Origin of the sequence: Acetobacter conturbans (assembly GCF_011516755.1) — a bacterium.
GTDB classification, from domain to species: Bacteria; Pseudomonadota; Alphaproteobacteria; order Acetobacterales; family Acetobacteraceae; genus Acetobacter; species Acetobacter conturbans.
Genome location: NZ_WOSY01000010.1, coordinates 77,539 through 100,514, shown reverse-complemented (window position 1 = coordinate 100,514; position 22,976 = coordinate 77,539). Strand labels below are relative to the sequence as shown.

Annotated in this window: 19 protein-coding genes; 12 read left to right on the top strand and 7 right to left on the bottom strand. The window is 58.9% G+C overall.

Annotated features, from left to right (window positions below; translation table 11 throughout):
- Positions 1-286: 286 nt before the first annotated feature.
- A complete protein-coding gene (locus tag GOB81_RS11555) occupies positions 287-1,225 on the top strand; it encodes a LysR substrate-binding domain-containing protein (RefSeq protein ID WP_173570579.1) in 939 nt (312 codons plus the stop codon).
- 10 nt (positions 1,226-1,235) lie between these two features.
- Here the strand turns inward: GOB81_RS11555 and GOB81_RS11550 are convergent, their stop codons facing one another.
- Positions 1,236-2,690: an aspartate ammonia-lyase gene (locus GOB81_RS11550; RefSeq protein ID WP_173570578.1), complete on the bottom strand. Its 1,455-nt coding sequence runs from the start codon at positions 2,688-2,690 to the stop codon at positions 1,236-1,238.
- Positions 2,691-2,930: 240 nt separating this feature from the next.
- Here GOB81_RS11550 and GOB81_RS11545 point away from each other — a divergent pair, with 240 nt between their 5' ends.
- Entirely contained in the window at positions 2,931-4,133 is a 1,203-nt protein-coding gene (locus tag GOB81_RS11545) for a pyridoxal phosphate-dependent aminotransferase (RefSeq protein ID WP_173570577.1), read from the top strand.
- A gap of 161 nt (positions 4,134-4,294) precedes the next feature.
- Here GOB81_RS11545 and GOB81_RS11540 read toward each other — a convergent pair whose 3' ends face one another.
- From GOB81_RS11540 to GOB81_RS11525, 4 genes are read right to left on the bottom strand one after another with little or no spacing between them, the layout of a single operon-like run.
- Positions 4,295-4,765: a biotin/lipoyl-containing protein gene (locus GOB81_RS11540; protein WP_173570576.1), complete on the bottom strand. Its 471-nt coding sequence runs from the start codon at positions 4,763-4,765 to the stop codon at positions 4,295-4,297.
- Positions 4,762-6,129, bottom strand: a complete 1,368-nt coding sequence (gene accC, locus GOB81_RS11535; RefSeq protein WP_173570575.1) for an acetyl-CoA carboxylase biotin carboxylase subunit — start codon at positions 6,127-6,129, stop codon at positions 4,762-4,764. Before accC ends, GOB81_RS11540 begins: the two co-directional genes overlap by 4 nt.
- The gene (locus GOB81_RS11530; RefSeq protein ID WP_173570574.1) at positions 6,126-6,563 is read right to left on the bottom strand and encodes a biotin/lipoyl-containing protein; all 438 of its coding nucleotides are present in this window, start codon (positions 6,561-6,563) and stop codon (positions 6,126-6,128) included. Before GOB81_RS11530 ends, accC begins: the two co-directional genes overlap by 4 nt.
- 5 nt (positions 6,564-6,568) lie before the next feature.
- Complete coding sequence (locus tag GOB81_RS11525; protein ID WP_173570573.1) at positions 6,569-7,324, bottom strand: SDR family oxidoreductase; 756 nt, start codon at positions 7,322-7,324, stop codon at positions 6,569-6,571.
- Positions 7,325-7,747: 423 nt separating this feature from the next.
- Here GOB81_RS11525 and pxpB point away from each other — a divergent pair, with 423 nt between their 5' ends.
- From pxpB to GOB81_RS11500, 5 genes are all read left to right on the top strand, one after another.
- Positions 7,748-8,380 (top strand): 5-oxoprolinase subunit PxpB, encoded by a 633-nt coding sequence (gene pxpB / locus GOB81_RS11520; RefSeq protein ID WP_173570634.1) that lies wholly within the window; start codon positions 7,748-7,750, stop codon positions 8,378-8,380.
- Positions 8,377-9,378: a 5-oxoprolinase/urea amidolyase family protein gene (locus GOB81_RS11515; protein ID WP_173570572.1), complete on the top strand. Its 1,002-nt coding sequence runs from the start codon at positions 8,377-8,379 to the stop codon at positions 9,376-9,378. The genes pxpB and GOB81_RS11515 overlap by 4 nt, the downstream gene beginning before the upstream one ends.
- Complete coding sequence (locus GOB81_RS11510; RefSeq protein WP_173570571.1) at positions 9,375-10,142, top strand: LamB/YcsF family protein; 768 nt, start codon at positions 9,375-9,377, stop codon at positions 10,140-10,142. Before GOB81_RS11515 ends, GOB81_RS11510 begins: the two co-directional genes overlap by 4 nt.
- 155 nt (positions 10,143-10,297) lie before the next feature.
- A complete protein-coding gene (locus GOB81_RS11505) occupies positions 10,298-11,230 on the top strand; it encodes a DMT family transporter (RefSeq protein WP_173570570.1) in 933 nt (310 codons plus the stop codon).
- A gap of 114 nt (positions 11,231-11,344) precedes the next feature.
- Positions 11,345-12,598, top strand: coding sequence for an MFS transporter (locus GOB81_RS11500; RefSeq protein WP_242010218.1), 1,254 nt, complete (start codon positions 11,345-11,347; stop codon positions 12,596-12,598).
- Positions 12,599-12,709: 111 nt separating this feature from the next.
- On the opposite strand, the gene GOB81_RS11495 is transcribed toward GOB81_RS11500, so the two are convergent.
- Together GOB81_RS11495 and xseA are read right to left on the bottom strand one after the other, a co-directional pair.
- Positions 12,710-12,976: a hypothetical protein gene (locus tag GOB81_RS11495; RefSeq protein WP_173570495.1), complete on the bottom strand. Its 267-nt coding sequence runs from the start codon at positions 12,974-12,976 to the stop codon at positions 12,710-12,712.
- Positions 12,973-14,433: an exodeoxyribonuclease VII large subunit gene (gene xseA, locus GOB81_RS11490; protein ID WP_173570568.1), complete on the bottom strand. Its 1,461-nt coding sequence runs from the start codon at positions 14,431-14,433 to the stop codon at positions 12,973-12,975. Before xseA ends, GOB81_RS11495 begins: the two co-directional genes overlap by 4 nt.
- A 76-nt stretch (positions 14,434-14,509) precedes the next feature.
- On the opposite strand from xseA, the gene purD reads away from it, so the two are divergent.
- The 5 genes from purD to GOB81_RS11465 all read left to right on the top strand — a co-directional run bounded on the left by purD (position 14,510) and on the right by GOB81_RS11465 (position 22,976).
- On the top strand, positions 14,510-15,790 hold the full coding sequence (gene purD / locus GOB81_RS11485) for a phosphoribosylamine--glycine ligase (RefSeq protein WP_173570633.1): 1,281 nt from the start codon (positions 14,510-14,512) through the stop codon (positions 15,788-15,790).
- Positions 15,791-16,018: 228 nt separating this feature from the next.
- A complete protein-coding gene (tkt, locus tag GOB81_RS11480) occupies positions 16,019-18,109 on the top strand; it encodes a transketolase (protein WP_173570632.1) in 2,091 nt (696 codons plus the stop codon).
- A 93-nt stretch (positions 18,110-18,202) separates the two neighbouring features.
- Complete coding sequence (locus GOB81_RS11475; RefSeq protein ID WP_173570567.1) at positions 18,203-21,058, top strand: bifunctional transaldolase/phosoglucose isomerase; 2,856 nt, start codon at positions 18,203-18,205, stop codon at positions 21,056-21,058.
- Between the two features lie 23 nt (positions 21,059-21,081).
- Complete coding sequence (gene gnd, locus GOB81_RS11470) at positions 21,082-22,077, top strand: phosphogluconate dehydrogenase (NAD(+)-dependent, decarboxylating) (protein WP_173570566.1); 996 nt, start codon at positions 21,082-21,084, stop codon at positions 22,075-22,077.
- A gap of 32 nt (positions 22,078-22,109) precedes the next feature.
- Positions 22,110-22,976: an HAD family hydrolase gene (locus tag GOB81_RS11465; RefSeq protein WP_338421356.1), complete on the top strand. Its 867-nt coding sequence runs from the start codon at positions 22,110-22,112 to the stop codon at positions 22,974-22,976.

The following is a 22,976-nucleotide window of genomic DNA, read 5'->3' as shown; positions in this document are numbered from 1 at the left end:
GCTAATTAATATGATACGGTATCGTTATGATGTGGCGTCATACAGATTATCGATATGTAACGTTTGACATTCCCTTTTTAAGCCGAAATGCGACAAACATCTTATAATTAAATAATAAATAGAAATGCATGTGAAAAATCACGGCGTGGAGACGGACGTTGTAATCAGCATCCGCCGTGTCATGTGAGACACGTGCAAATGTTCGGCGAGAGGAACTCATTGACTGAGCGCCTCGAACCTTGTCTCTTCGAGCCTTCGCTTCACTCGGACTGACCCGGAGGTTCACATGGACATCAGGCGCCTTCAGGCATTCGTAAAGATTATCGACCTCGGGTCCATTTCCCGTGCGGCGGATCTGCTCAATATTGCACAGCCTGCATTGAGCCAGCAACTGGCAACTCTTGAAAGTGCTTTCAAGAAAAAGCTCGTTATACGCAGTAAAAGTGGCGTGACGCCTACGGCCGCCGGTTCTGATCTTTATCGTCATGCGCAAACGCTGATCAAGCAGCTGGACCGGGCCATGGTGGAGATCAGCCAGGGAAGTGGGCCGCTGGTGGGGAAGGTGTCGGTCGGCCTGTCTCCTTACAGCGCAGGCTCAACGCTGTCCGTGGAACTCCTTCATCTCGTTCGCGAAAAGCTGCCGGGTATCACACTGCATCTGACGGAAAGTTTCGACGACATCTACAGCGAGCTGATCATGACCGGACGGCTGGATATGGCGGTCATTCATGGTGCCGGGCCGATCAAGGGGGTCATGTTCATGCCCCTCATGAAAGAGGAATTCTTTCTTCTGGCTCCCGAGAGTCTTGAGCTTTCCAGCGAGGAAGGCGGGGCTGTGCAGCTTCAGGATATTGTCGATATCCCGCTGCTGGTGCCGCCCCGGCACAATTTTGTTCGGAAAAGCATCGACATGGCTTTTCTGCGCAAGCAACTTCAGCCGACCATCGTCGCGGAGATAGAGGCGCTGATCACGCTGCAGTACGCCATTGCTGACGGGCTTGGCAGTACGATCCTGCCCTGGTCAGTCGCGAGCCGGATTGTCGTGCCGGGAAAATCGAAGATCTATCCTTTGCAGAGTCCGACCATTCAGGAAGATGTCTCGCTCTGCATGCCGGAGATGATCCCGGAAACGGAAGCCTCTCTTGCCGTGCGTGAACTCCTGATCGAAGTGGCCAAATCGATGGCGGCTTCCCGTAACTGGCCGGGCACACATTCGGCTTTGTGAGTAACAGCTTCTACAGGTTGGGGCGCGTGAGCGCTTCCGGACGCAGGAGTGCTTCGAGCTGATCGTCAGGTAACAGGCCTTCTGCGTGCACGAGTTCTTTTACGGTCCTGTTTTCCGTAAGAGCGCGTCGGGCAATGGCCGAGCACGTGTCGTATCCGAGAACCGGCACGAGAGCCGTAACCAGCCCAATGCTGCGCTCAGACAGATACTGACACTGAACGATGTTTGCTGAAATGCCCGATACACATCGGGATGCCAGGACATTCACAGCTGAGTGCAGAATTGTCAGTGATGAATAAAGGCAGTACCCAATCATCGGTTCGAACGGATTCAACTGGAGTTGCCCTCCATCCGCGCACAGCGTGACTGTCGTATCGTAACCGGCGACGAGGTATGCCACCTGATTGACGGCTTCCGGAATGACCGGATTGACCTTGCCGGGCATGATGGAAGAGCCAGCCTGCACGGCAGGCAGCGTGATCTCTCCCAGACCGGCACGCGGACCACTGGAAAGCAGCCGCAGATCACTGGAAATCTTGGATAGTTTTAGCGCCAGCCTCTTGAGATGACCCGAGAAGGACACGAATGCTCCAACGTCGGATGTCGCTTCGATCAGGTCAGGGACCGACTCAATCTTCTGGCCTGTCAGGACCCGCAGTTCCGCAATGACGGCGTCGCGATAACGTGTATCCGTATTCAGGCCGGTGCCGATGGCGGTTCCACCGAGGTTAACTTGCAGGAACATCGACAGGCTGTTGTCCAGGCTGCTGATTTCATTCTCTATCGTATGCTGAAAAGCGCGGAATTCCTGCCCGAGAGTCATGGGGACAGCGTCGCGGAGCTGTGTGCGTCCAACCTTCAGGATCTGTCCGAAGATATCCGCCCTTTCCGCAAATGCCTCAGCAAGGGCTTTCAGGGCCTCAAGCAAAGGCTTAACGGCCTGCATCAGACCCAGTCGCAGCGCCGTCGGATAAACGTCGTTGGTGGACTGGGCCATATTCACATGATCATTGGGATGAAGCACCGCATATGTGCCCGGGGCCTCACCCAGAATTTTCAGTGCCACATTCGCAATGACTTCGTTCGTGTTCATGTTGGACGAAGTGCCCGCGCCGCCCTGCATCGCATCCACGACAAAATGGCTGTGATAGCGTCTGTCAGACAGAATCGCGCTACAGGCGTCTTCAATGGCCTGTGCCCGTTTTGTATCCAGATAACCGAGCGCGTGGTTGGCGCGGGCCGCAGCGCGTTTTACGGTGACCAGAGCGTTTACCAGCGCGCCGAATGAGCCGATGGGGGTGCCGCTGATCGGGAAATTCTGGAGGGCCCGGAAGGTATGGACCCCCCACAGCGTGTCAGCCGGAATTTCGACTGCACCCAGAAGGTCGCGTTCCGTGCGATATTCGGCCAGCTTCCCGGGGGCAGGCAAGGCTGCATGTTCTGCATCATGCGCTACAGTGGTCATCTTGGAAGCCGGGAAGGAAGACATGCCGAAACGCTTTCTGCAACATACAGCAGGTGATCTGATTTCGGGCGGCAAGTTGCTGTAATTGAGGCAGGCTATCCGCGAACATCCAGCCTGACCCCATATGATTATGTTATGATGTCAGATCATTTTCATTCCTATCTATTCTTTTCCGTAACGATTTAGAGTGTAGGAACTGTGTAATCGTACATTTCTTGAAAAAATTTGGAGAGATCGCTGATGCGGGGCTTTGCAGATCGACTGAACGGGATTGGAATCTCTGCTTCTGCTGCCATGACGGACAAGGCGTCTGTCCTCAGGGCGGAGGGGTTGAAAATCATCAGCCTGTCATCGGGCGAGCCGGATTTCCCGACGCCGTCTCATGCGGTGGAGGCCGCTGTCGAAGCTGCCCGCAGTGGCGATACGAAATATCCCCCACAAGCGGGAAAACCGGCGCTGAAGAAAGCCATTCAGGCCAAGTTTCTGCGGGATAACAATCTCGATTACGCGCTGGATGAAATTCTGGTGGCCAACGGTGCCAAGCAGATCATCTACAATGCGATGATGGCGACCTGTAATCCCGGTGACGAGGTTGTTCTGCCGACGCCTTACTGGATCAGCTACGCCGATATCGCCCGACTTGGGGGGGCGGACATTGTGCAGGTTCCGTGTCCTGCAGAGAATAATTTCCGATTGTCCGCAGCGGCCCTGGATGCCGCCATCACGCCGAAGACGAAATGGCTGGTGCTGAATTTTCCGAACAATCCGACGGGAGCATGCTGTCCACGCAAGGATATGGAGGCAATCGCCGAAGTCCTGCTCAAGCATGAGCACGTCTGGATCATGACCGATGATATCTACGAGCATCTGGTCTATGATGATTTCCAGTTCTGTACACTGGCGGAAGTGGAACCACGCCTCAAAGATCGTGTCCTGACAGTCAACGGTGTGTCCAAGGCTTATGCCATGACCGGTTGGCGTGTTGGTTTCTGTGGTGGGCCGCGTGACCTGATTGCCGTGATGAACAACATGCAGGGCCAGTCCACCAGCGGCATTAACACCATCGCGCAGGCTGCCGCCGTGGCCGCGCTGGAAGGACCGCAGGATTTTCTCCGCGAACGCGCGACTGAATATCAGGGACGTCGGGATCTCGTGGTCAGCTTGCTGAATGCCATCCCGGGGGTGGAATGCCATACGCCGCAGGGGGCATTCTATGTCTATCCCGAGATCAGCGATTGCATCGGGAAAACCACACCTGAAGGCCGTCATATCCAGAGCGATGCGGACTTCGTCATGGCACTTCTGGAAGAAAAGCAGGTCGCGACGGTGCAGGGCGCAGCCTATGGGATGAGCCCGTTCTTCCGTATTTCCTATGCAACCAGTATCGAGACGCTGCGCGAAGGATGCCGCCGTATCGAAGAGTTTGTGTTGTCGCTGAAATAATATGAGCGAAGCGCGCGGAAGTCGTCATGGCTTCCGCGCATGAGAGAGGAAGCCCCGATCATTCGGGGCTTTTTCTGTTTTGGAAGGGTAGACCGTTTTGTTTCCCTCACATCCGGAAAACAAAACAGCATCTGAAAAAACCTGATCAGCAGGTCAGGGTTTTAAATGGAAATCGGGCGGATTTTCATGATCTCGGTACCAAAACCGACCAGTGCTCCGGCCTGAGCAGTCACCTCCATGACTTCTCCGTCAGCGCCTGCCAGAACGGGAATCTGGAGCGTCTCAAGGGTCAAAAGAGCCACGACATCGCTCCGCTGAACCGTGGAGCCTACAGGTGCAAAAGGCTCCTCACGCAAGGGATGCGTATAGCTCAGAAGGCCGAAATATGGTGTTTTGACTGAAACGGTCGTGTCATGAACGTGGGTCGGCGTCCCCGTGTGCAGGCTGGAAGAGGGCCGCTCATCCTGTACGGATTGCGGCTGTGAAACCCTTATAAACAGTCTGGAGCCGTCCTGATTCGACAGTTCCAGGGTTTCCAGACCGGCCTCCACGAGAAGGTCGGCGAGTCTGCCAATATCGTCAGGATGGGAGACTGAATCGAATGACGGAAGCAGTGATGGTGTGCCGGTCATGATGCGGTCCTTTCCTCAAGCCATCTCTCAAGGAAATGAATGTCCATGCCCCCTTCCTGAATATGGGGGTCTGCCAGAAGATCCTCATGCAGGCGGATATTGGTGGACACACCTTCGACGTTCATCTCCGCCAGTGCCACCCGCAGACGGGCGATTGCTTCTTCGCGTGTTGCGCCGTAGCTGATGATCTTGCCGATCAGCGAATCATAGTAAGGTTGAATCGTATAGCCCGCGACAACATGCGTATCGATCCGGATGCCGGGACCACCCGGAAGATCCCACCGCGTGACTGTTCCCGGAGAGGGAAGAAACGTGAAAGCATCTTCCGCGTTCAGGCGGCATTCGATGGCATGGCCACGGAAAGCGATATCTTCCTGCCTCACTCTCAGGGGTTCACCCTGGGCGATGCGGAGCTGCTCAGCGACGATATCTATATCCGTGATCTGTTCCGTCACGGGGTGTTCGACCTGCACACGGGTATTCATCTCAATGAAGGCGAATACCCCGTCTTCATACAGAAACTCGAACGTCCCGGCGCCGCGATAACCGATCCTGCGACAGGCTTCCGCGCAGCGTTCGCCGATCTCGGCGATGGTGGCCGGATCGATGCCCGGCGCAGGCGCTTCTTCCAGAATCTTCTGGTGGCGTCGTTGCAATGAGCAATCACGCGCACCGAGCCACAATGCATTGCCGTGCGTATCGCACAGAACCTGAATCTCGATATGCCGAGGTTTCTGCATGAAGCGTTCGAGATATAGCGTGGGATTTCCGAATGCCTGCTGTGCTTCCTTTGCTGTCAGCGCGACCGCTTCCGCAAGATCAGTAGCATGATGCACCACACGCATCCCACGACCACCACCGCCACCAGACGCCTTGACGATGACGGGGAAACCGACTGTTTCGGCCAGCGCCAGAATCTCGTCGGTCGCGGCGGGTAACGATCCGTCCGAACCCGGCACGCAAGGGACACCGGCTGCCTGCATAGTGCGTTTGGCCGTGATCTTGTCGCCCATCATCCGGATGGAGTCGCCGGTGGGGCCGACGAAGGTGAGCCCGGCAGCCTCGACAGCATCGGCAAAATCAGCATTTTCGGAGAGAAAGCCGTAGCCCGGATGAATAGCTGTGGCACCAGTCATCCGGGCGGCCAGCAGCAGACCTTCAGGGTCGAGATAGCTGCGTGATGCGGCCGGTGCGCCGATGCACAGCGCTATGTCAGCCTCATGGACATGGCGACTGTCCGCATCGGCCTCGGAATAAACAGCCACGGTTTCAAGGCCAAGCTGGCGACAGGCCCGCTGGATACGCAAAGCAATCTCGCCACGGTTGGCGATCAGCACCCTGCCAAAGCGTCGTTCGGTGCTCATGACAGGCGGAACAGGGGCGAGCCTGCCTCAACTTCTTCGCCATCCGTCACGAGGATATTCTCGATCCGGCCAGCCTCGGTTGCCTTGACGGCATTGAAGACTTTCATGGCTTCAACCAGTCCTATCTGTTGTCCGGGCTCGACAGTGTCTCCGACCTGTACATACGGCGGGGTGCCGGGAGACGGCGAAAGATGAAAAACCCCGTATGCAGGCGAGGAAATGATCCGTTCCGCTACTGGTGAGGCTGCGGGGGGCGGAGCATCCGTCGGCCCACTAGGGATAGGTGGAGTGGAGGAAGGAGACGAAGGGACTGCCGTGCTGTTTCCTGCACGGCGGGTCAGCCTGATCTTCTGCCCTCCTTCCTCGATCTCCAGTTCCTCGATCGGGGTACGAGAAAGCAGATCCGTCAGTCGTCTGATCTGCGTGATATCCACTGACTTCAGGTCCGATCCGCTGTTTTCTTCGCGAAGTTGAGGCCGCCCACGACCTGCATGGTCGGCAACACTTCCATGAAGCTGACATTCATGCGTGAGGGCGCCAGCACGGCGAAAGCGACGGAATTCGCGATATCTTCCGGCAGGAGGGAGTCGTATTCGTCAAAGAAGCGCTTTTTAGCTTCCGCCATGTCGCCGATCAGACGGCCGAAGACTTCCGTCTCGACACGCGCGGGCGAAATCTCGGTGACGCGGACATGGTGGCCGAACAGATCGCAGCGCAACTGCTGCGAGAGCGAATGCACACCTGCCTTGGTGGCGTGATAGACCGTGTTGCCACCAGCAAAGGCATAGTGACCCGCGATGGAACTGATATTCACGATATGCCCGCGATCACGCTGCATCATGCCCGGCACGACAAGGCGCGTCAGCTGGAGAACGGCACGCAGATTGACGTCGACCAGAGCGTCGATATCGTCCGGCGTCGTCTTGGTGATGTTGCCCGTCCGCGACTGACCGGCGTTATTGACAAGAACATCCACCTCGATGTCGTTGATAAGGGCTTCGATGCCTTTCTGGTCGGAGACACTGACCGCGTGAGGGATACAGCCGGTTTCTTCAGCCAGCTGCGCCAGACGCTTCTCGTCGCGCGCCACGGCATGCACGTCCAGTCCGGCTTCCCGGAGACGTCTGACAATCGCCGCACCTATTCCGGAGGATGCGCCGGTAACGAGAGCGTTACGATACGGCTGACTGCTCATGCTGATAACCTCGATACTGCAACAAAAATACCACTGCGCCCGCAATATAAGGATTATCCGCGGAGAGTGTTGAAATGATGCTAGTATCGTAACGATCTCAGTGCCAAGAGCAGTTCGTTCTCGCGTCATAAGATAATACTATACCGTGCACATTCATATGATGAGCCATAAGATTATCCGATGGCCTCACATCGGGAATGGGTCTGGAAATCATTTCGGAAACAATCCTAATCTGCTGACCAGCCGCTAAATGATGCGACTCATTACGAACCCGGTCCAAACTGGCGGCCCTGGTGTTCCTGTCGCAAGAACAGTGCTGGATTGTGTATTTTGAATGGCGACGTGACACATCATCCGGAAAGCAATACTGGTCTCGCAGGCGGTCGGGTTCTCCATTCTGCGGAAGATGCGCCGACGATCAGCATGATCGGCACGCGGGCCATGCTCTTTGAAGCGCCCGGTGCGTTCACGATGGCGCAGCAGCGCAGGATCTGGGCGCTGATCGAAGAGGCTGGCAGCCGTAATGACGTTCAGGAGCTTATTCCGGGCGTGACAAATCTGATGCTGGTTTTTTCTGCCCCTCCGGAAAACCCTGAGCGCATTACCAACTGGCTGCTTAAGGCCTGGGAAACCCTCCCGGAACGTCATATCGAAGGACGCCTGTTTGAAATCGGCGTGCGTTACGGTGGTGCGCTGGGAGAGGATCTCGGACGTGTGGCCGAGCATGCCGGACTGACGCCGGATGAGGTCATCGCGATCCACCATGCAAATGATTACACGGTCTGCGCGATCGGCAGCGCTCCGGGTTTTGGTTATCTGCATGGTCTGGACCCGCGTATCGCAACCCCGCGCAAATCGGTTCCTTCCCTGAATATGCTCGCAGGAACGGTTACCATCGGCGGGATGCAAGCGGGCATTTCAGCGCTGACCGGCCCCAATGGCTGGAATTCGATTGGTTTCACGGAAATTTCGCTGTTCGATCCTGCCCGCGAACCTCCCGCTCTTTTCGCCATAGGGGACCGCATCCGCTTCCATCCGGAAAGTATCGAACTGTGATCACGATCCTTGAAACCTCCCCGTTGAACACAGTTCAGGATCTGGGGCGACCGGGATATCGTAATCTTGGTGTCGGGTCTTCCGGCGTCATGGATTCTCTGGCGCTTCAGGTTGGCAATATCCTGCTGGATAATGACGCTGATGCCGCCGGGATCGAACTGCAGACTTATCCGTTCGCGCTGAAATTCGACGAGCCGCTCAGCTTTGCTGTGACCGGAATTGATGCCGCCATTGAACTGGATGGGCGCATGCTTCTTCCTTGGTCGGTTGCCACTGCTGAGGCTGGGCAGGTTCTCCGTATCGGGCAGCCCCGGCAGGGCGCGCGGGGTTATATCTGTTTTTCTGGTGGCGTCGATGTGCCGGTCATTCTGGGGTCACGCAGCACGCAGTTGCGTGGAGGCTTTGGTGGTCTGGCTGGCAGGTTTCTGGAAGAAGGCGATATCCTGCGGGCTCGCCTCGGCGAGATGCTGACGACCGGGTATGCAGCACTGCCGCCGTCCGTTGCGCTTCGCTTCGACGCAGTGGAAGAGAAAGCAGGAGTCATCAGCCTGCGTGCAATACCTGCAACGGATTACATGCTTTTTACGGATACGGCGCGGGAGCGGTTCTGGAGTTGCGAGTGGCGTATCACGCCTCAGAGCAATCGCGTCGGCTACAGGCTGACCGGTGAGAAGCTGGAACTTCATCAACCAGTTGAATTGCGTTCATATGGTATTGTGCCGGGCATTATTCAGGTTCCACCTGCTGGTGAGCCCATCGTGCAGATGGCGGATGCCAATACGGCAGGTGGCTATCCGCGCATTGCGACCGTGATCGAGAGTGATCTGTGGCGGTTGGCACAGGCGAGAATCGGTTCGCGTATCCGTTTTCAGAAATGCAGTCATGAGCAGGGTGTTGCGGCAATGCAGCCTGTCGAGGCGTATCTCGAAAGCCTCCGTCAGATGGTTGCCCGTTATAGCCATTCCATAAATCGTCGGCAGGGTGGAGGAAAGAAATGAAAATTGACCTCAATTCCGATATGGGTGAAGGCTTCGGGCAGTGGCGTGTTGCCGACGACGACAGCCTGATGGATATCGTGTCTTCCGCCAACATCGCCTGCGGCTTTCACGCCGGTGATTATGCGATCATGGATCACACTGTCCGGCTGGCGAAAGAAAAAGGTATCGGCATCGGGGCTCATCCCGGTTTGCCCGACCTTATCGGTTTCGGGAGGCGAGCGATGCCTGTTTCCGATTCTGACATGGAGGCGATGCTGGCCTGTCAGATCGGCGCATTGCAGGGGGTTGCCGCCCGACATGGTCATCGCGTCACCCATGTGAGCTATCATGCAGCTTTCGGAACCATGGCCAATGCGGATGAAGCCCGCGCTCTCCGTCTTGTTCGGGTTATCGCGGCTCTGGACAAGGAACTGACAGTGTTCGCCATGACGGGGCAGCCGACCGAACGGGCAGCGGAAAAAGTCGGTCTGCGTGTCCATACGCTCTTTCTTGCCGACCGGGCCTATACCGTGTCCGGAGCGCTGGTGCCGCGCGGGCAACCGGGAGCAGTCATCCATGATCTGGATGCTGTGCGCGCCCGTGTCCGTCAGTTTCTGGAAAACGGATCTGTGACCACGATTGATGGCGTCCGTTTTCCGGTCAAGGCGAAGTCGATCCTGGTGCATAGCGACACACCCGGTTCGCTGGACATTGCGAAGGCCATCAGGGCCGAAATCGACGCGACAGGGGCCGTGCTGACACCGGCGCATCTGCTGGCGGACTAGCCACTCTCTGAGAGGACACGTGGGTGCTTCGATAAGGGGACTGCGTTTCTGCTGAAAATATAATGTTGCTGTATCGCAATGGAATACGTGTCATGAGTGCGGTTCGTTCATGCTTGGATCGAAACGACCATGAGGTGCCTTGAGGTGGGATTGAAATGAAGCATGACCTGAAGCGTGGTGCACTGCTTCTTATTTCGGCGACGTTCTTTATAGCCCTCCTCAACGCCCTTCAGAAACTGACCGGATCGACGCTGCCCGCTCTTGAAATCATTTTCTTCCGTAACCTGTTTTCGCTGCCGTTCGTCCTGCTCATCGCATCCCGCACTCAGATCGTTCTCAGGACAGAGCATTTCAGAGGGCATCTGATGCGGTCAGTCATAGGACTGATCAGCATGATCATGGTGGTGGTCAGTGTCACGCGCCTGCCTTTGGCGGAGCAGCAGGTGCTGTCCTACACGCAGCCGCTCTTTCTGGTGTTACTCTCCATTCCGCTCCTGCATGAAAAACCGTCGCTTCAAAGATGGATTGCAGTGTGCATAGGTTTTTCCGGGGTCGTGGTGGTCGCTTTGGGAAAGGGACTGCTTCACGGTAGTGCCTCGGCGGTAGTGCCTACATGGGCGTATTTCATCGCACTGGCACAGGGGGCGGTCGGGGCGCTGACCACCATGCAGATCAGGCAGCTTTCGGCGACTGAAGCTAGCACGACCATTTCGCTGTGGCAGGCCATTCTCATGACGGTGATGACCGCTGCCCCGCTGCCTTTCATCTGGACCACGCCGCATATAGCTGATGCGATATGCCTTGTTGCTGTCGGTGCTTTTGCCGGGATCTCGCAGGTGCTGCAGACCGAGGCCTTTGCCTCGGCTCAGGTCTCCGCCATTGGTCCGTTTGCCTATTCCGGGCTGCTCTGGGCCGCGATCATCGGCTGGCTAGGGTTCAGGGAGATCCCGGGCATGGCGATGCTGATCGGCGGACTGCTGATCATTGGCTCCGGTTTGTGGATGCTTCGTCATGACCGTCCGACGAAAAAGCCACCTGTTGTCACAACGGATGCGCTCACAACAACAAATGAGGGAATGCAGTCATGATCCTGTGCATGTGCCGTTCATGTTCCGCTCTCCCGCAGTGCCACGTCAGGGTTCCTTGTCATGCAGTCTGATCAGGCAACGTCACTTCCAGTGACCGGCAATATGGAAACCACTATGCAGAAGCAGGGAAAGATGACGTCACGCTATGTCTTCTTCTTTCTGGTCTTCCTCATGTATGTCATCAGCTATGGGGACCGGGCAGCTCTTTCCATCGCCATGCCGGATCTGGGCAAGGAATTCAGCCTGACGCCCGTGCAGATGGGCTGGGTATCCTCCAGCTTTCTGTGGTCGTACTTTCTGCTGAACCTGCCATCGACCATGCTGCTGGACAGAGTGGGTGCGCGTCTGGTCGGCAGTCTTGCCGTATCTCTCTGGTCCTTTGCCATGCTTCTCGGTGGCATGGTGCAGAACATCTCCCAGTTTCTTCTCACCCGCGTTCTGCTTGGTGTTGGTGAGGCCCCCACATTTGGCGTTGGCGCAACCGTTGTCAGAAACTGGGCGCTTCCGAAAGAGCGTGGTTCTGTCATGACTGTTCTGCTGACCGGCATGCAGCTCGGTCTGGCCGGTGGCACGATAGCAGGGGCGTGGCTGATAACACTCTTCAACTGGCGCATTGAATTCGTCATTCTGGGTATTATTGGTTTCGCCTGGTCGCTGGTCTGGTGGCTGGTTTACCGGAATCCGTCTGTCGGAAAGACGCTTTCTTCCAGAAAGAGTATCTCTTTTGCGGAAGTGAAGAATCTGTTTCGTTCTTCGTCGTTTGTTGGAATTCTTGTCGTGCAGTGCACGCAGAATTACCTGAATTTCCTGATGATGTCGTGGATGCCGCTCTATCTCATCCATGAACTGCATATCGACATCACGGGCACGGGGACGAGAACGGCGCTCTGTTATCTGGCGGCTGCCATTGGTGCCATCATTATTGGAAAGATACTGGAGAGCCTGGTCTTTCGCAGCAATCCTTCACCCTCGCGCCGACGTTTCATTGTCGGTGCCTGTCTTGCTGGTGCATCGACTATCGGACTGCTTCCTTCTTTTCACACGATGACGCCGATTTTGCTGGTGATGTCGGGCGCTCTGGGCTGCCTGATTGCCGCCAATGGGGCGAACACGGCTTTGCTGACGGATATGCTGGAAGACGGGCAGAAGATCGGCACGGTCACGGGCGTGACCCTGACATGCAGCAATTCTCTCGGATTGTTCGCACCGATTGTCACAGGATATATCGTGTCCTGGACAGGGCGCTTCGATATGGCGTGGTATATGTGCTCAGGAGCGCTGGTCGTTGCGGGCATCCTGTCGGTTGCGCTTGTCGGTTCGCCGATCAGGATGTTGCGCCAAGGGGAAGAAACAGCCGCAGGTCTCTGATTTCAGATGGGGCGGACAGAAAAATCCTGTCACGTCTCACTAAGTGAGGAAATAAGTCTGACTTCTGTGCGGCGTTTTCCTGATCCTGATCCAGCGTATAAGCGCGCGGTGTCAGTTCTTCTCGGGCGCGAGCTTCTGGTTATCTCCAGCAGGCGCTATTGTCTGTTCCACCGCTGGGGGCTGCTCCGACATCCTGATGGCCTTCACGAATGATCCGCCGATAAAGATCACCATTGACAGCGACGCAAGGACGATCGTGACGATGAAGAACAGCTTGTCGGCCGGGTGCTCGTTGAGTTCGTGATCGACCGGCGGCTCCTTGAGCATATCGATTTTGGGCGCCTTGAAATTCCTGAGGTTGTCTTTGAACTTTTTCACAGGTCCAGGGCTCCCTGAGTTGTTGCCTTGCGGTCTTCGATGCGCGCGTGACGTTCATCGTCAGCGAAGACAAGGGTGACATGATTGCCGTTGTGCAGTTTCGTCGCGCGTGTGACGGGCTCTCCGGCTGCGTCCCGAACAAGAACATAACCGCGCTCCAGTACAGCACGCGGCGAGACAGAGTCCAATACATTCGCCACGCCGGTCAGACGTGCCTGCCGTTCACGGCAAAGAGCCTGAAGGGGGGCGACGGTCAGGCGCGTGCGTCCGAGATGGGCGTCAGCCGCGCGCCGCGCCGCCGTCATGACTGCACCCAGCGCGGCGTTATCGAGAGCAAGGCGGGAGCGGCGGTCGCTGAACAAAGTCGCCGCAACCGGCATGCGCCGTTCGGCGGCGACAAGCGCGGCCTTGCGACGTTCCAGCAGTGAGGGCAGGGCAAGATCAAGCCGGTGCGAGCGGTCATCGAGCCGCATCCGGGCCGTGCTGAGCAGGGCAGGCAGGTCCGGCAGACCGGAAGCCGCACGGTCGAGGCGCAGTCGGGCAGTCTGGGCGACGCGGTTCAGCGCGCTTCCCATCCGGGCGGCGCGATGCGTGAGGTCGGCAAGCAGTTCGTCGCGCACCGGCACGGCCAGTTCGGCGGCAGCCGTCGGCGTCGGTGCGCGCATGTCGGAGACGAAATCGATCAGTGTCGTGTCGGTCTCATGCCCAACCGCGGAAATGAGCGGAATGGGACACGCGACGACGGCGCGGAGAACGGCCTCGTCATTGAAGGCCATCAGGTCTTCCAGTGATCCTCCGCCGCGCGCCACGATCAGGACGTCAGGACGCGGCAGTCTCTTGCCCGGACCGGGGTGGCCGAGTTCACGAAAACCCTCAATGGCTCCGGCAATCTGTGCCGCAGCACCTTCGCCTTGCACCGCGACGGGCCAGATGAGCAGATGACGGGGAAAGCGTCGGGCGATGGTGGTGCGGATGTCGTGCAGCACGGCGCCCTGCAACGAGGTGACAACGCCGATGACGCTGGGTAGGCGGGGAATGCGCCGCTTGCGGTCGGCGTCGAACAGCCCTTCATCCGCGAGTTTCTTACGTAATCGTTCGATCCGGGCGAGCAGCGCACCTTCGCCCGCATACTCCATCTTTTCAACGATGAGCTGATAGCTGGACCGTTCGCCATAGGAAGAAACGCGCCCGGTGGCGATGATTTCCAGTCCGTTTTCCGGCACCAGCCCGAGACGCGAGACCGAGCCGCGCCAGACGACGCCGGAAATCTTGCCGCCTTCATCCTTCAGCGAGAAGTAGAGGTGCCCGGAGCTGTAGCGCTTGAACTCCGTGATTTCCCCGCGCACCCGCACACGTCCGAACGTGCCTTCAAGGGTCCGCTTGATGGCCCCCGAAATTTCGGAGACCGAATATTCCGGCACATTGCCGAAGGGTGGGGTCGGAGAGCCATCGTCCATGACGCGACCCTATGCTACAGACGCAGCGTTCTCAACAAGAGCCGCAGCCTATGCGTGCCGGAAAGAAGGTGAAGCGATGAGAGTCCTGCTGGTTGGTTCGGGTGGCCGTGAGCACGCGCTTGCGGTGGCGCTGGCGAAATCGCCAGCCCTCACGCAGCTCTACATTGCGCCGGGGAATCCCGGCACGGCGCTGTGCGGCACGAATGTCGCCATCGGAGCCGGAAATGTCGCCGCTCTCGTCGCTTTTGCGCAAAAGGAAAGCATCGACCTCGTGGTGCCCGGGCCGGAAGCGCCGCTGGTCGCGGGACTGGCTGATGCCTGCGAAGAAGCCGGAATTCCCTGTGCAGGACCGACCAGAGCGGCGGCACAGCTTGAGGGTAGCAAAACCTTCACCAAGGAAATCTGCGACGCCGCAGGTATCCCGACCGCAAAGTGGGAGCGTTTCACCGATCCGGCACACGCGATTGCCTTTGTGCGTCGCCGTGGCGCGCCGATCGTGGTGAAAGCCGACGGTCTTGCCGCCGGTAAAGGCGTGGTCGTGGCCCAGACGGCAGCGGAGGCGGAAGACGCCGTCACCGACATGATGACCTCCAACAAGCTCGGCGATGCAGGGCACTCGGTGGTGATCGAGGAATGTCTGGTGGGCGAGGAAGTTTCGCTCTTCGCGTTCTGCTCGGGCGAAACGGCAGTGCTGATCGGTGCCGCGCAGGATCATAAACGCATCGGCGATGGTGATACCGGACCGAACACCGGCGGCATGGGTGCGGTATCGCCGCCTGCCGGGTTCGACCGCGACGCGCAGGAAAAGGCGCTCGACATTCTGGTCCGCCCGATGCTGGCCGAGATGGTGCGTCGCGGCACGCCGTTTCGGGGGGTGATCTTCGCTGGCCTGATGCTGACCGCTACCGGACCGGAACTGATCGAATATAATGTGCGCTTCGGTGATCCGGAGGCGGAGGCGCTGCTGCCGCGTCTGACGTCGGATCTGTTGCCCGCGCTGGCCGCCGTGGCGAAGGGGTCGCTGACCGATGTGCGCATCTCCTTCTCGGACGATGCTTCGGCGGTGGTGATCATGGCGGCTAAGGGTTATCCGGGCAGCTATGCGAAAGGCGGCCTGATCGACGGGATCGGGCAGGCCGAGGCCATTCCGGGCGTGCGTGTGTTTCAGGCGGGCACAGCGCGCGATCCGCATGGAAACCTCGTGGCGGCCGGTGGGCGTGTGCTGGCGGTGTGCGCGACGGCACCGACTCTGAAAGAGGCTGTAACGGCGGCCTATCAGGGCGTGGCGGCGATCCGCTGGCAGGACGCGGTCTGGCGCCGGGATATCGGTGTGCGGGCGCTGGCGGCAGGAGCCTGAGGTCGGGTCTGCTCACAAGACCGTGATTGCCGGAACTGGAGTGCGGCTACGGGCTTGAGTCGGCAGATCCGTTTGCGAAACGTTCGCGCCTGATGCCTTGCCGGGCTCGGAGGCGCGTGTGATTGTATGGCCCGTCGTGCCGGATGTGTCTCCGCCGTGGGCCTGTTTGATAGAGGATCGTTCATAATGCGTTCTTTCCATGCCACTGAGTGGGGCGCTGCAAACGGTATGGCCGATGCGAGCCGCGCGCCTGAGACTGGCGGCGCATCTGCGGGCAACATCGACCGGATCTGCATCGACACGATCCGTACTCTGTCGATGGACGCCGTTCAGAAGGCGAATTCCGGCCACCCCGGCACACCGATGGCTCTGGCTCCCGTGGCCTATACGCTGTGGCAGAATGTTCTGAACTACGACCCGGCCAATCCGCTATGGCCTGCCCGCGACCGCTTCGTGTTGTCCGTCGGACATGCTTCCATGCTGCTCTATTCGCTGATCTGCCTCAGTGGCGTGCGCGATGTGAAGAACGGCACGGTGCTCAATGCGCCGTCCCTGACGGTCGAGGATCTCGAGCAGTTCCGTCAGCTTGATTCGAAGACGCCGGGCCACCCCGAGTATCATCATACCGCTGGCATCGAGACGACGACCGGTCCCCTCGGGCAGGGTTGCGGTAACTCGGTCGGCATGGCCATCGCCGAGAAATGGCTGGCGGCCCGCTTCAACAAGCCGGGTTTCCCGCTGTTCGACTATCATGTTTACACGCTGTGCGGCGATGGTGACATGATGGAAGGCGTGTCGAGCGAGGCGGCCTCCACGGCGGGGCATCTGAAGCTCGGCAACCTGATCTGGATGTATGACGCCAACCAGATCTCCATTGAGGGGTCCACCGAACTCGCATTCACGGAAAATGTCGGCAAGCGTTTCGAGGCGTATGGCTGGCAGGTTCTGACGCTTGCCGACGCCAACGACACGGAAGCATTCAGCAAGCTGCTTGCCGAGGCGAAAGCAGAGACCGATCGTCCGACGATGATCGTGCTTCATTCGGTCATTGCGTGGGGTTCGCCTAAAAAAGCCGGAACGGCGGCAGCGCACGGGGAGCCTCTCGGTGTTGACGAGATCACGGCGACCAAGCGCGCCTATGGCTGGCCGGAGGACAAGAGCTTCTATGTGCCGGAGGGCGTCACGGAGCGTTTCCAGCAGCGTCTCGGTGCGCGCGGTGCTACGGCCAGCAAGGCGTGGACGGATCTGTTCGCGGCCTATCGCAAGGAATTTCCCGCTGAAGCCGCGGAACTTGACCTGATCCTGAGCGGCGACCTGCCGAAGGGCTGGGATGCGGACATTCCGTCCTATCCGGCGGACCCGAAGGGCATTGCGACCCGCGCCAGCTCCGGCGAAGTGCAGAATGCGATTGCGAAGAATCTCCCTTGGCTTGTCGGCGGCTCCGCTGATCTCGCGCCCTCCACCAAGACGCTGATCAAGAATGGTGGCGCTTTCCAGCCGGAAGCGTGGGGCGGAAGCTATGCCGGGCGCAATTTCCATTTCGGTGTGCGCGAACACGCGATGGGCTCCATCGTCAACGGTCTGGCGTTGTCCGGCCTGCGCCCCTATGGCGCGGGATTCCTCATTTTCTCGGACTATATGAAAGCGCCGATCCGTCTTTCGGCTCTCATGCATCTGCCGGCGATCTACATCTTCACGCATGATTCCATCGGCGTTGGCGAGGATGGCCCCACGCATCAGCCGATCGAACAACTGACGCAGCTTCGTGCGACGCCGGGCATCGTCACGATCCGTCCGGGTGACGCCAACGAGGTTGTGGAGGCATGGCGCACCCTGATCCCGTTCCGCGATCGTCCGGCCGTGCTGGCGCTGAGTCGCCAGAATCTGCCGACGCTGGATCGCAGCAAATATGCCTCCGCCGCTGGCTTGGCGAAGGGGGGGTATGTGCTGGCTGATAGTGGCAAAACCCCCGCTGTCATCATCATCGCGACAGGCAGCGAAGTCTCTCTGGCCATCGAAGCACATGAGAAGCTGGAAGCGGAAGGCGTGGCGTCGCGCGTCGTGTCCATGCCGTCGTGGGAACTGTTCGAAGAGCAGCCTCAGTCCTATCGCGATGAGGTGCTTCCGCCCTCCGTCACGGCCCGCGTGGCAGTGGAGGCGGCTTCTCCCATCGGCTGGCATCGGTATGTCGGCCTGACGGGCGAGGTTGTGTGCATGCACGGCTTCGGTGCATCGGCTCCTGCTTCGGCCCTGCTGAAGAAGTTCGGATTTACGGTTGAGGCGGTCCTTGCTGCTGCAAAGCGCCAGGCCAGCCTCTGATTTCCCGCCCCCGCGTCCGGTTCCGGACGCGGGGTTTTTGTTTGATTGAACAGATCGGCAGGCTCGGTTGCCGACGTTGAGGAGAATTGGTCCATGAACGCTTCATCCGCGAGCGGCAAAAGTCCCCTGTGCGCGCTGGAGCAGTTCGGGCAGTCGCCCTGGCTGGACTTTGTGCGTCGAGGCTACACGCGGGATGGCTCAATGGCCGCTCTCGTCGAGAAGGACGGCATCAGGGGGGTGACCTCCAACCCTGCCATCTTCCAGAAGGCGATGGGCGAGGGCACTGATTACGACGCCCAGATCAGGGATATTCTCGGTAAGGAAATCGTCTCGGCCGGTGAACTGTACGAGCGGCTGGCCGTCGAGGATATCCGTGAGGTAGCCCACGTCCTGAAGCCTGTTTTCGACCGCACGAAAGGCGAGGATGGCTATGTGAGCTTCGAAGTCTCGCCTTATCTGGCGCGGGACACCGAGGCCACCATCGAGGAGGCCGGGCGGCTCTGGCACACGGTTTCCGAGCCGAACCTGATGATCAAGATCCCGGCCACGAAGGAAGGCCTGCCTGCCATCCATCGGAAGATCGCGGATGGGGTGAACATCAACGTCACGCTGCTGTTCTCGCTCGACATGTACAAGGCGGTGGTCGAGGCATGGATTTCCGGCCTTGAAGCGCGCCACAAGGACGGCCTGAGCGTGTCCGGCATCGCGTCCGTGGCTTCGTTCTTCGTCAGCCGCGTGGACGGCAAGGTGGATGGCGAGATCGACCGTCGCGTAAAGGCCGGTGACAAGGATGCCGAGGCCCTGAAAGCCATCCGTGGCAAGGTGGCCATTGCCAACGCCAAGATGGCCTACCTGCACTGGCAGGAGATCATGAAAAGCGAGCGCTGGGCAAAGCTGAAGACCGCCGGTGCGCAGCCGCAGCGGCTGTTGTGGGCATCGACCGGCACCAAGGACAAAGCCTACAGCGATGTCCTGTATGTCGATGGGCTGATCGGACCGGAGACAGTCAACACGCTGCCGCCCGCGACGCTGGATGCCTTTCGCGATCACGGGACGGCTCATGCCTCTCTCGGAGAGAATGTCGATGCCGCGAAGCAGGTCATGGCGGAGGTGAAGCGCCTTGGTCTCGATCTTGACGCCATGACGACGAAGCTGGTCGATGAAGGCGTCGTCTCGTTCGAGGATGCCTTCGACGGTCTCCTGGGCTCCGTGGCGAAGAAGCAGAACGAGCTTCTTGGCAAGAAGCTGACGGAAACGAAACTTTCCCTGCCGAAAGAGTTCGACGATGCCGTGAAGGCCGGTCTTGAAGAATGGCGCAAGGGAGGCACGATCCGTCGCCTGTGGGCGAAAGACGCTTCAGTGTGGACGAACGGCACCGAGGCGAAGTGGCTCAAATGGCTTGATATCGTCAGTGATCGTCTGGAGCACCTCACCGAACTGGAAGCCTTCCAGCAAGAAGTGAAGGCGCGCGGGTTCAAGCAGATTCTGCTGCTGGGTATGGGCGGTTCCAGCCTTGGTCCGGAAGTGCTGGCCATGACGTTCGGCAAGCATGAGGGCTACGGTCATCTTTATGTGCTGGACAGCACCGATCCGCAGCAGGTCCGTACGTTTGAGGGTAAGATCGACCCGAAAGAGACACTGTTCATCGTCTCGTCCAAATCAGGCTCCACGCTGGAGCCAAACATTATGCTGTCTTACTTCTTCGATGTCGCGCAGAAGGCAATCGGTGCGAAGGCTGGCGAGCATTTTGTCGCGGTGACGGACCCCGGTTCGGCACTGGAAAAGAAGGCCGCAGCGGACGGTTTCTGGAAGGTCTTTCACGGCGAGAAGCAGATCGGTGGTCGTTATTCCGTCATGTCGAACTTCGGCATGGTTCCTGCGGCGGCATCCGGTGTTCCGTTGAAGCTGTTTCTGGAAGACGCGCTGCATGGCGTGAAAGCGTGCGATGGCAGCGTGCCGCCATCGGCCAATCCCGGTGTGCTGCTCGGCACCGTGTTCGGTGTCGGTGCGGAGAAATTTGGGCGCGACAAGATCACCATCATTGCCACGAAGCAGGTGATGGATTTCGGCGCATGGGCTGAGCAGCTCATCGCGGAATCGACCGGCAAGCGCGGCAAAGGGCTGATCCCCATCGACGATGAGACGCTGGCGGGGCCGACGCATTACGGCAAGGACCGGCTCTTCGTCTATTTCCGTCTGGCCAGCGAGCATTCGCATGAGCAGGACGAGGCAGTTCGCACGCTGATCGACGCCGGTGAACCCGTCGTGACGATCAACCTGCATGACCGTCGCCAGATCGCGCAGGAGTTCTTCCGCTGGGAGATCGCCACGGCAGTTTCCGGGGTGTTCCTTGGGATCAATCCGTTCGATCAGCCGGATGTCGAAGCCAGCAAGATCGAAACGAAGAAGCTGACAGCCGCTTACAATGAAACCGGCTCGTTGCCGCCGGAATCACCGTTTGCGACGGATGGCGATCTGGAGTTCTTCGCGGACAGGAAGAATGCCGAGCTTCTGAAGGGCGACACCACGCAGGCGATCCTGAAGGCGCATTTCGACAGGGTGAAGGCAGGCGATTATGTCGGTCTGCTGGCTTATATCGAGCGTGACCGGAGCAGCATCGAGTGGATTCAGCACACACGTCTTGCCATCCGTGACGCCAAGACGATTGCAACGGCTGCCGAGTTCGGTCCGCGCTTCCTGCACTCCACGGGGCAGGCTTACAAAGGAGGCCCGGATACGGGTGTCTTCCTTCAGATCACGGCGGATGACGCGCATGATCTTCCCGTGCCGGGGGCGCGTTACAGCTTTGGTGTCGTGAAGGCAGCTCAGGCGCGGGGTGATTTCGATGTGCTGGCCGAGCGTGGTCGGCGTGCGTTGCGTGTGCACATTAAAGGCGACCTGAAAAAGGGTCTGACGACACTGGCTTCGGCCATCAGGGCCGCGATCTGAGCGGACAGGGAAGAAGAAAAGACATGCAGATCGGACTCGTTGGTCTTGGCCGTATGGGCGGCAACATTGCCGTTCGCCTCACACGTCACGGGCATGAGGTCGTGGTTTATGACCGTGACCCGGCAGCTGTTAAGAAAACCGTGGAGCGTGCCGAGGGTGGTCGTGCCAACGGGGCTGAGTCCGAAGCCGATCTGGTGTCGAAACTGTCTGGTGAGATCAAAGTCGTGTGGCTGATGCTGCCGGCAGGAGAGATCACCGAGGCTGCCGTCCAGTCGGTAGGAGGAATGCTCGGTAAGGGCGATATCCTCATTGACGGGGGCAACACCTATTATAAGGACGATCTGCGGCGTGCGGCTCAGTTGAAGGATCGGGGCGTCGATTACGTCGATGTCGGCACGTCCGGCGGCGTGTGGGGGCTGGAACGTGGCTACTGCATGATGTTTGGTGGCTCGAAAGAGGCAGCGGGGCATCTCGATCCCATCCTCAGCGCGCTGGCGCCGGGCAACGGCGACATTCCGCCAACCCCGGATCGCGACCGGGAAGGGCTCGATGCCCGCGCCGAGCAGGGTTATCTCCATTGTGGTCCGGCGGGTTCGGGCCATTTCGTGAAGATGGTCCATAACGGCATCGAATACGGCATGATGCAGGCCTTCGCGGAAGGATTTGACGTCATGAAGAGCAAGGATTCGCCGCTTCTGCCAGAAGATGAGCGCTTCACGCTGAACATGGCGGACATTGCTGAAGTCTGGCGTCGCGGCAGCGTGGTGTCGTCATGGCTGCTGGACCTGACCGCCGAAGCCATGGCGAAAAACGGTGAATTGTCCGAATTCAGCGGCGAGGTTCAGGATTCCGGTGAAGGACGCTGGACCATCGAGGCGGCGATGGAGGAAGCAGTTCCGGTGCCTGTGATGACGGCGGCACTGTTCACCCGGTTCCGGTCCCGTAGCGGCAATACCTATGGCGAGAAAGTGCTGTCGGCCATGCGGTTCGGCTTTGGCGGCCACGTTGAACAGAAATAACAAGAACCATCCGTTCTTCCGGGAGTGTTGCTGTGAAAGTTGATGACATTGCAAGGCATGACGCAAAGCTGGCTCCGACGGAGAGTGTGCGTCTTGTCGTCACCGACATGGACGGGACGCTGCTGACACCGGAGAAGCAGGTCACGCGGCGCAGCGTGGACACCATCGAAAAGTTGAATGCGGCAGGTGTGGCCGTGTGTCTGGTCAGCAGTCGCGCGGTAGTCGGCGTCGAACGGTATCATGAGGCCCTGCATCTGACGACGCCCTATGCGGCCATGAACGGTGCGCTCGTGCGGGACGCGCAGGGAAAGGTGTTGTCCTCTCTCGTGCTGCCGCCTGATGCGGTCAGAGCCACGCTCGACATGCTGGATGTGCACGAGGTCGATGCCTGGCTGTTCTGTGGCACGGACTGGATCGTGAAGGACGCGACCTCCGGCTATGTTCCCTATGAGCATAAAACGCTGGGTATTGCCCCGACCGTGGCTAAGGATTTCGGTCCGTGGGAAGGGCAGGTCGGCAAGATCACCGGGTCCAGCGCGGATTATGATCTGCTGGAGCGCATGGAAGGTGAAATCAGCCAGATGCTGGAAGGGCGCGCCAGTGTCGCCCGTTCGGCGCAGTATTATCTCGATGTGACGCCAAAGGATGCGAACAAGGGGTATGCGCTTCGGGAACTGGGGCGTCTTCTGGGTGTCGCTCCTCATGAGATCGCCTGTCTCGGTGACATGCCCAACGACGTGCCGATGCTCGACATCGCCGGGCTTTCCATCGCGATGGGCAACGCCTCGGGTGAAGTGGCATCACACGCGCATTTCGTGACGGACACGAACGAGAACGAGGGCTGGGCGAAGGCCATTGAGACATGGGTCATGCCGCGCGTTTCACCGAAGGCCGGGTGA

Bases quoted from the DNA above. Each gene is read 5' to 3' on its own strand.
- GOB81_RS11510 (WP_173570571.1), top strand. From the start codon at position 9,375: ATGAAAATTGACCTCAATTCCGATATGGGTGAAGGCTTCGGGCAGTGG.
- GOB81_RS11500 (WP_242010218.1), top strand. From the start codon at position 11,345: ATGCAGAAGCAGGGAAAGATGACGTCACGCTATGTCTTCTTCTTTCTG.
- xseA (WP_173570568.1), bottom strand. From the start codon at position 14,433: ATGGACGATGGCTCTCCGACCCCACCCTTCGGCAATGTGCCGGAATAT.
- accC (WP_173570575.1), bottom strand. From the start codon at position 6,129: ATGAGCACCGAACGACGCTTTGGCAGGGTGCTGATCGCCAACCGTGGC.
- GOB81_RS11550 (WP_173570578.1), bottom strand. From the start codon at position 2,690: ATGACCACTGTAGCGCATGATGCAGAACATGCAGCCTTGCCTGCCCCC.
- GOB81_RS11545 (WP_173570577.1), top strand. From the start codon at position 2,931: ATGCGGGGCTTTGCAGATCGACTGAACGGGATTGGAATCTCTGCTTCT.
- GOB81_RS11505 (WP_173570570.1), top strand. From the start codon at position 10,298: ATGAAGCATGACCTGAAGCGTGGTGCACTGCTTCTTATTTCGGCGACG.
- GOB81_RS11525 (WP_173570573.1), bottom strand. From the start codon at position 7,324: ATGAGCAGTCAGCCGTATCGTAACGCTCTCGTTACCGGCGCATCCTCC.
- pxpB (WP_173570634.1), top strand. From the start codon at position 7,748: ATGATCGGCACGCGGGCCATGCTCTTTGAAGCGCCCGGTGCGTTCACG.
- GOB81_RS11555 (WP_173570579.1), top strand. From the start codon at position 287: ATGGACATCAGGCGCCTTCAGGCATTCGTAAAGATTATCGACCTCGGG.
- purD (WP_173570633.1), top strand. From the start codon at position 14,510: ATGAGAGTCCTGCTGGTTGGTTCGGGTGGCCGTGAGCACGCGCTTGCG.
- GOB81_RS11540 (WP_173570576.1), bottom strand. From the start codon at position 4,765: ATGACCGGCACACCATCACTGCTTCCGTCATTCGATTCAGTCTCCCAT.
- GOB81_RS11475 (WP_173570567.1), top strand. From the start codon at position 18,203: ATGAACGCTTCATCCGCGAGCGGCAAAAGTCCCCTGTGCGCGCTGGAG.
- gnd (WP_173570566.1), top strand. From the start codon at position 21,082: ATGCAGATCGGACTCGTTGGTCTTGGCCGTATGGGCGGCAACATTGCC.
- tkt (WP_173570632.1), top strand. From the start codon at position 16,019: ATGGCCGATGCGAGCCGCGCGCCTGAGACTGGCGGCGCATCTGCGGGC.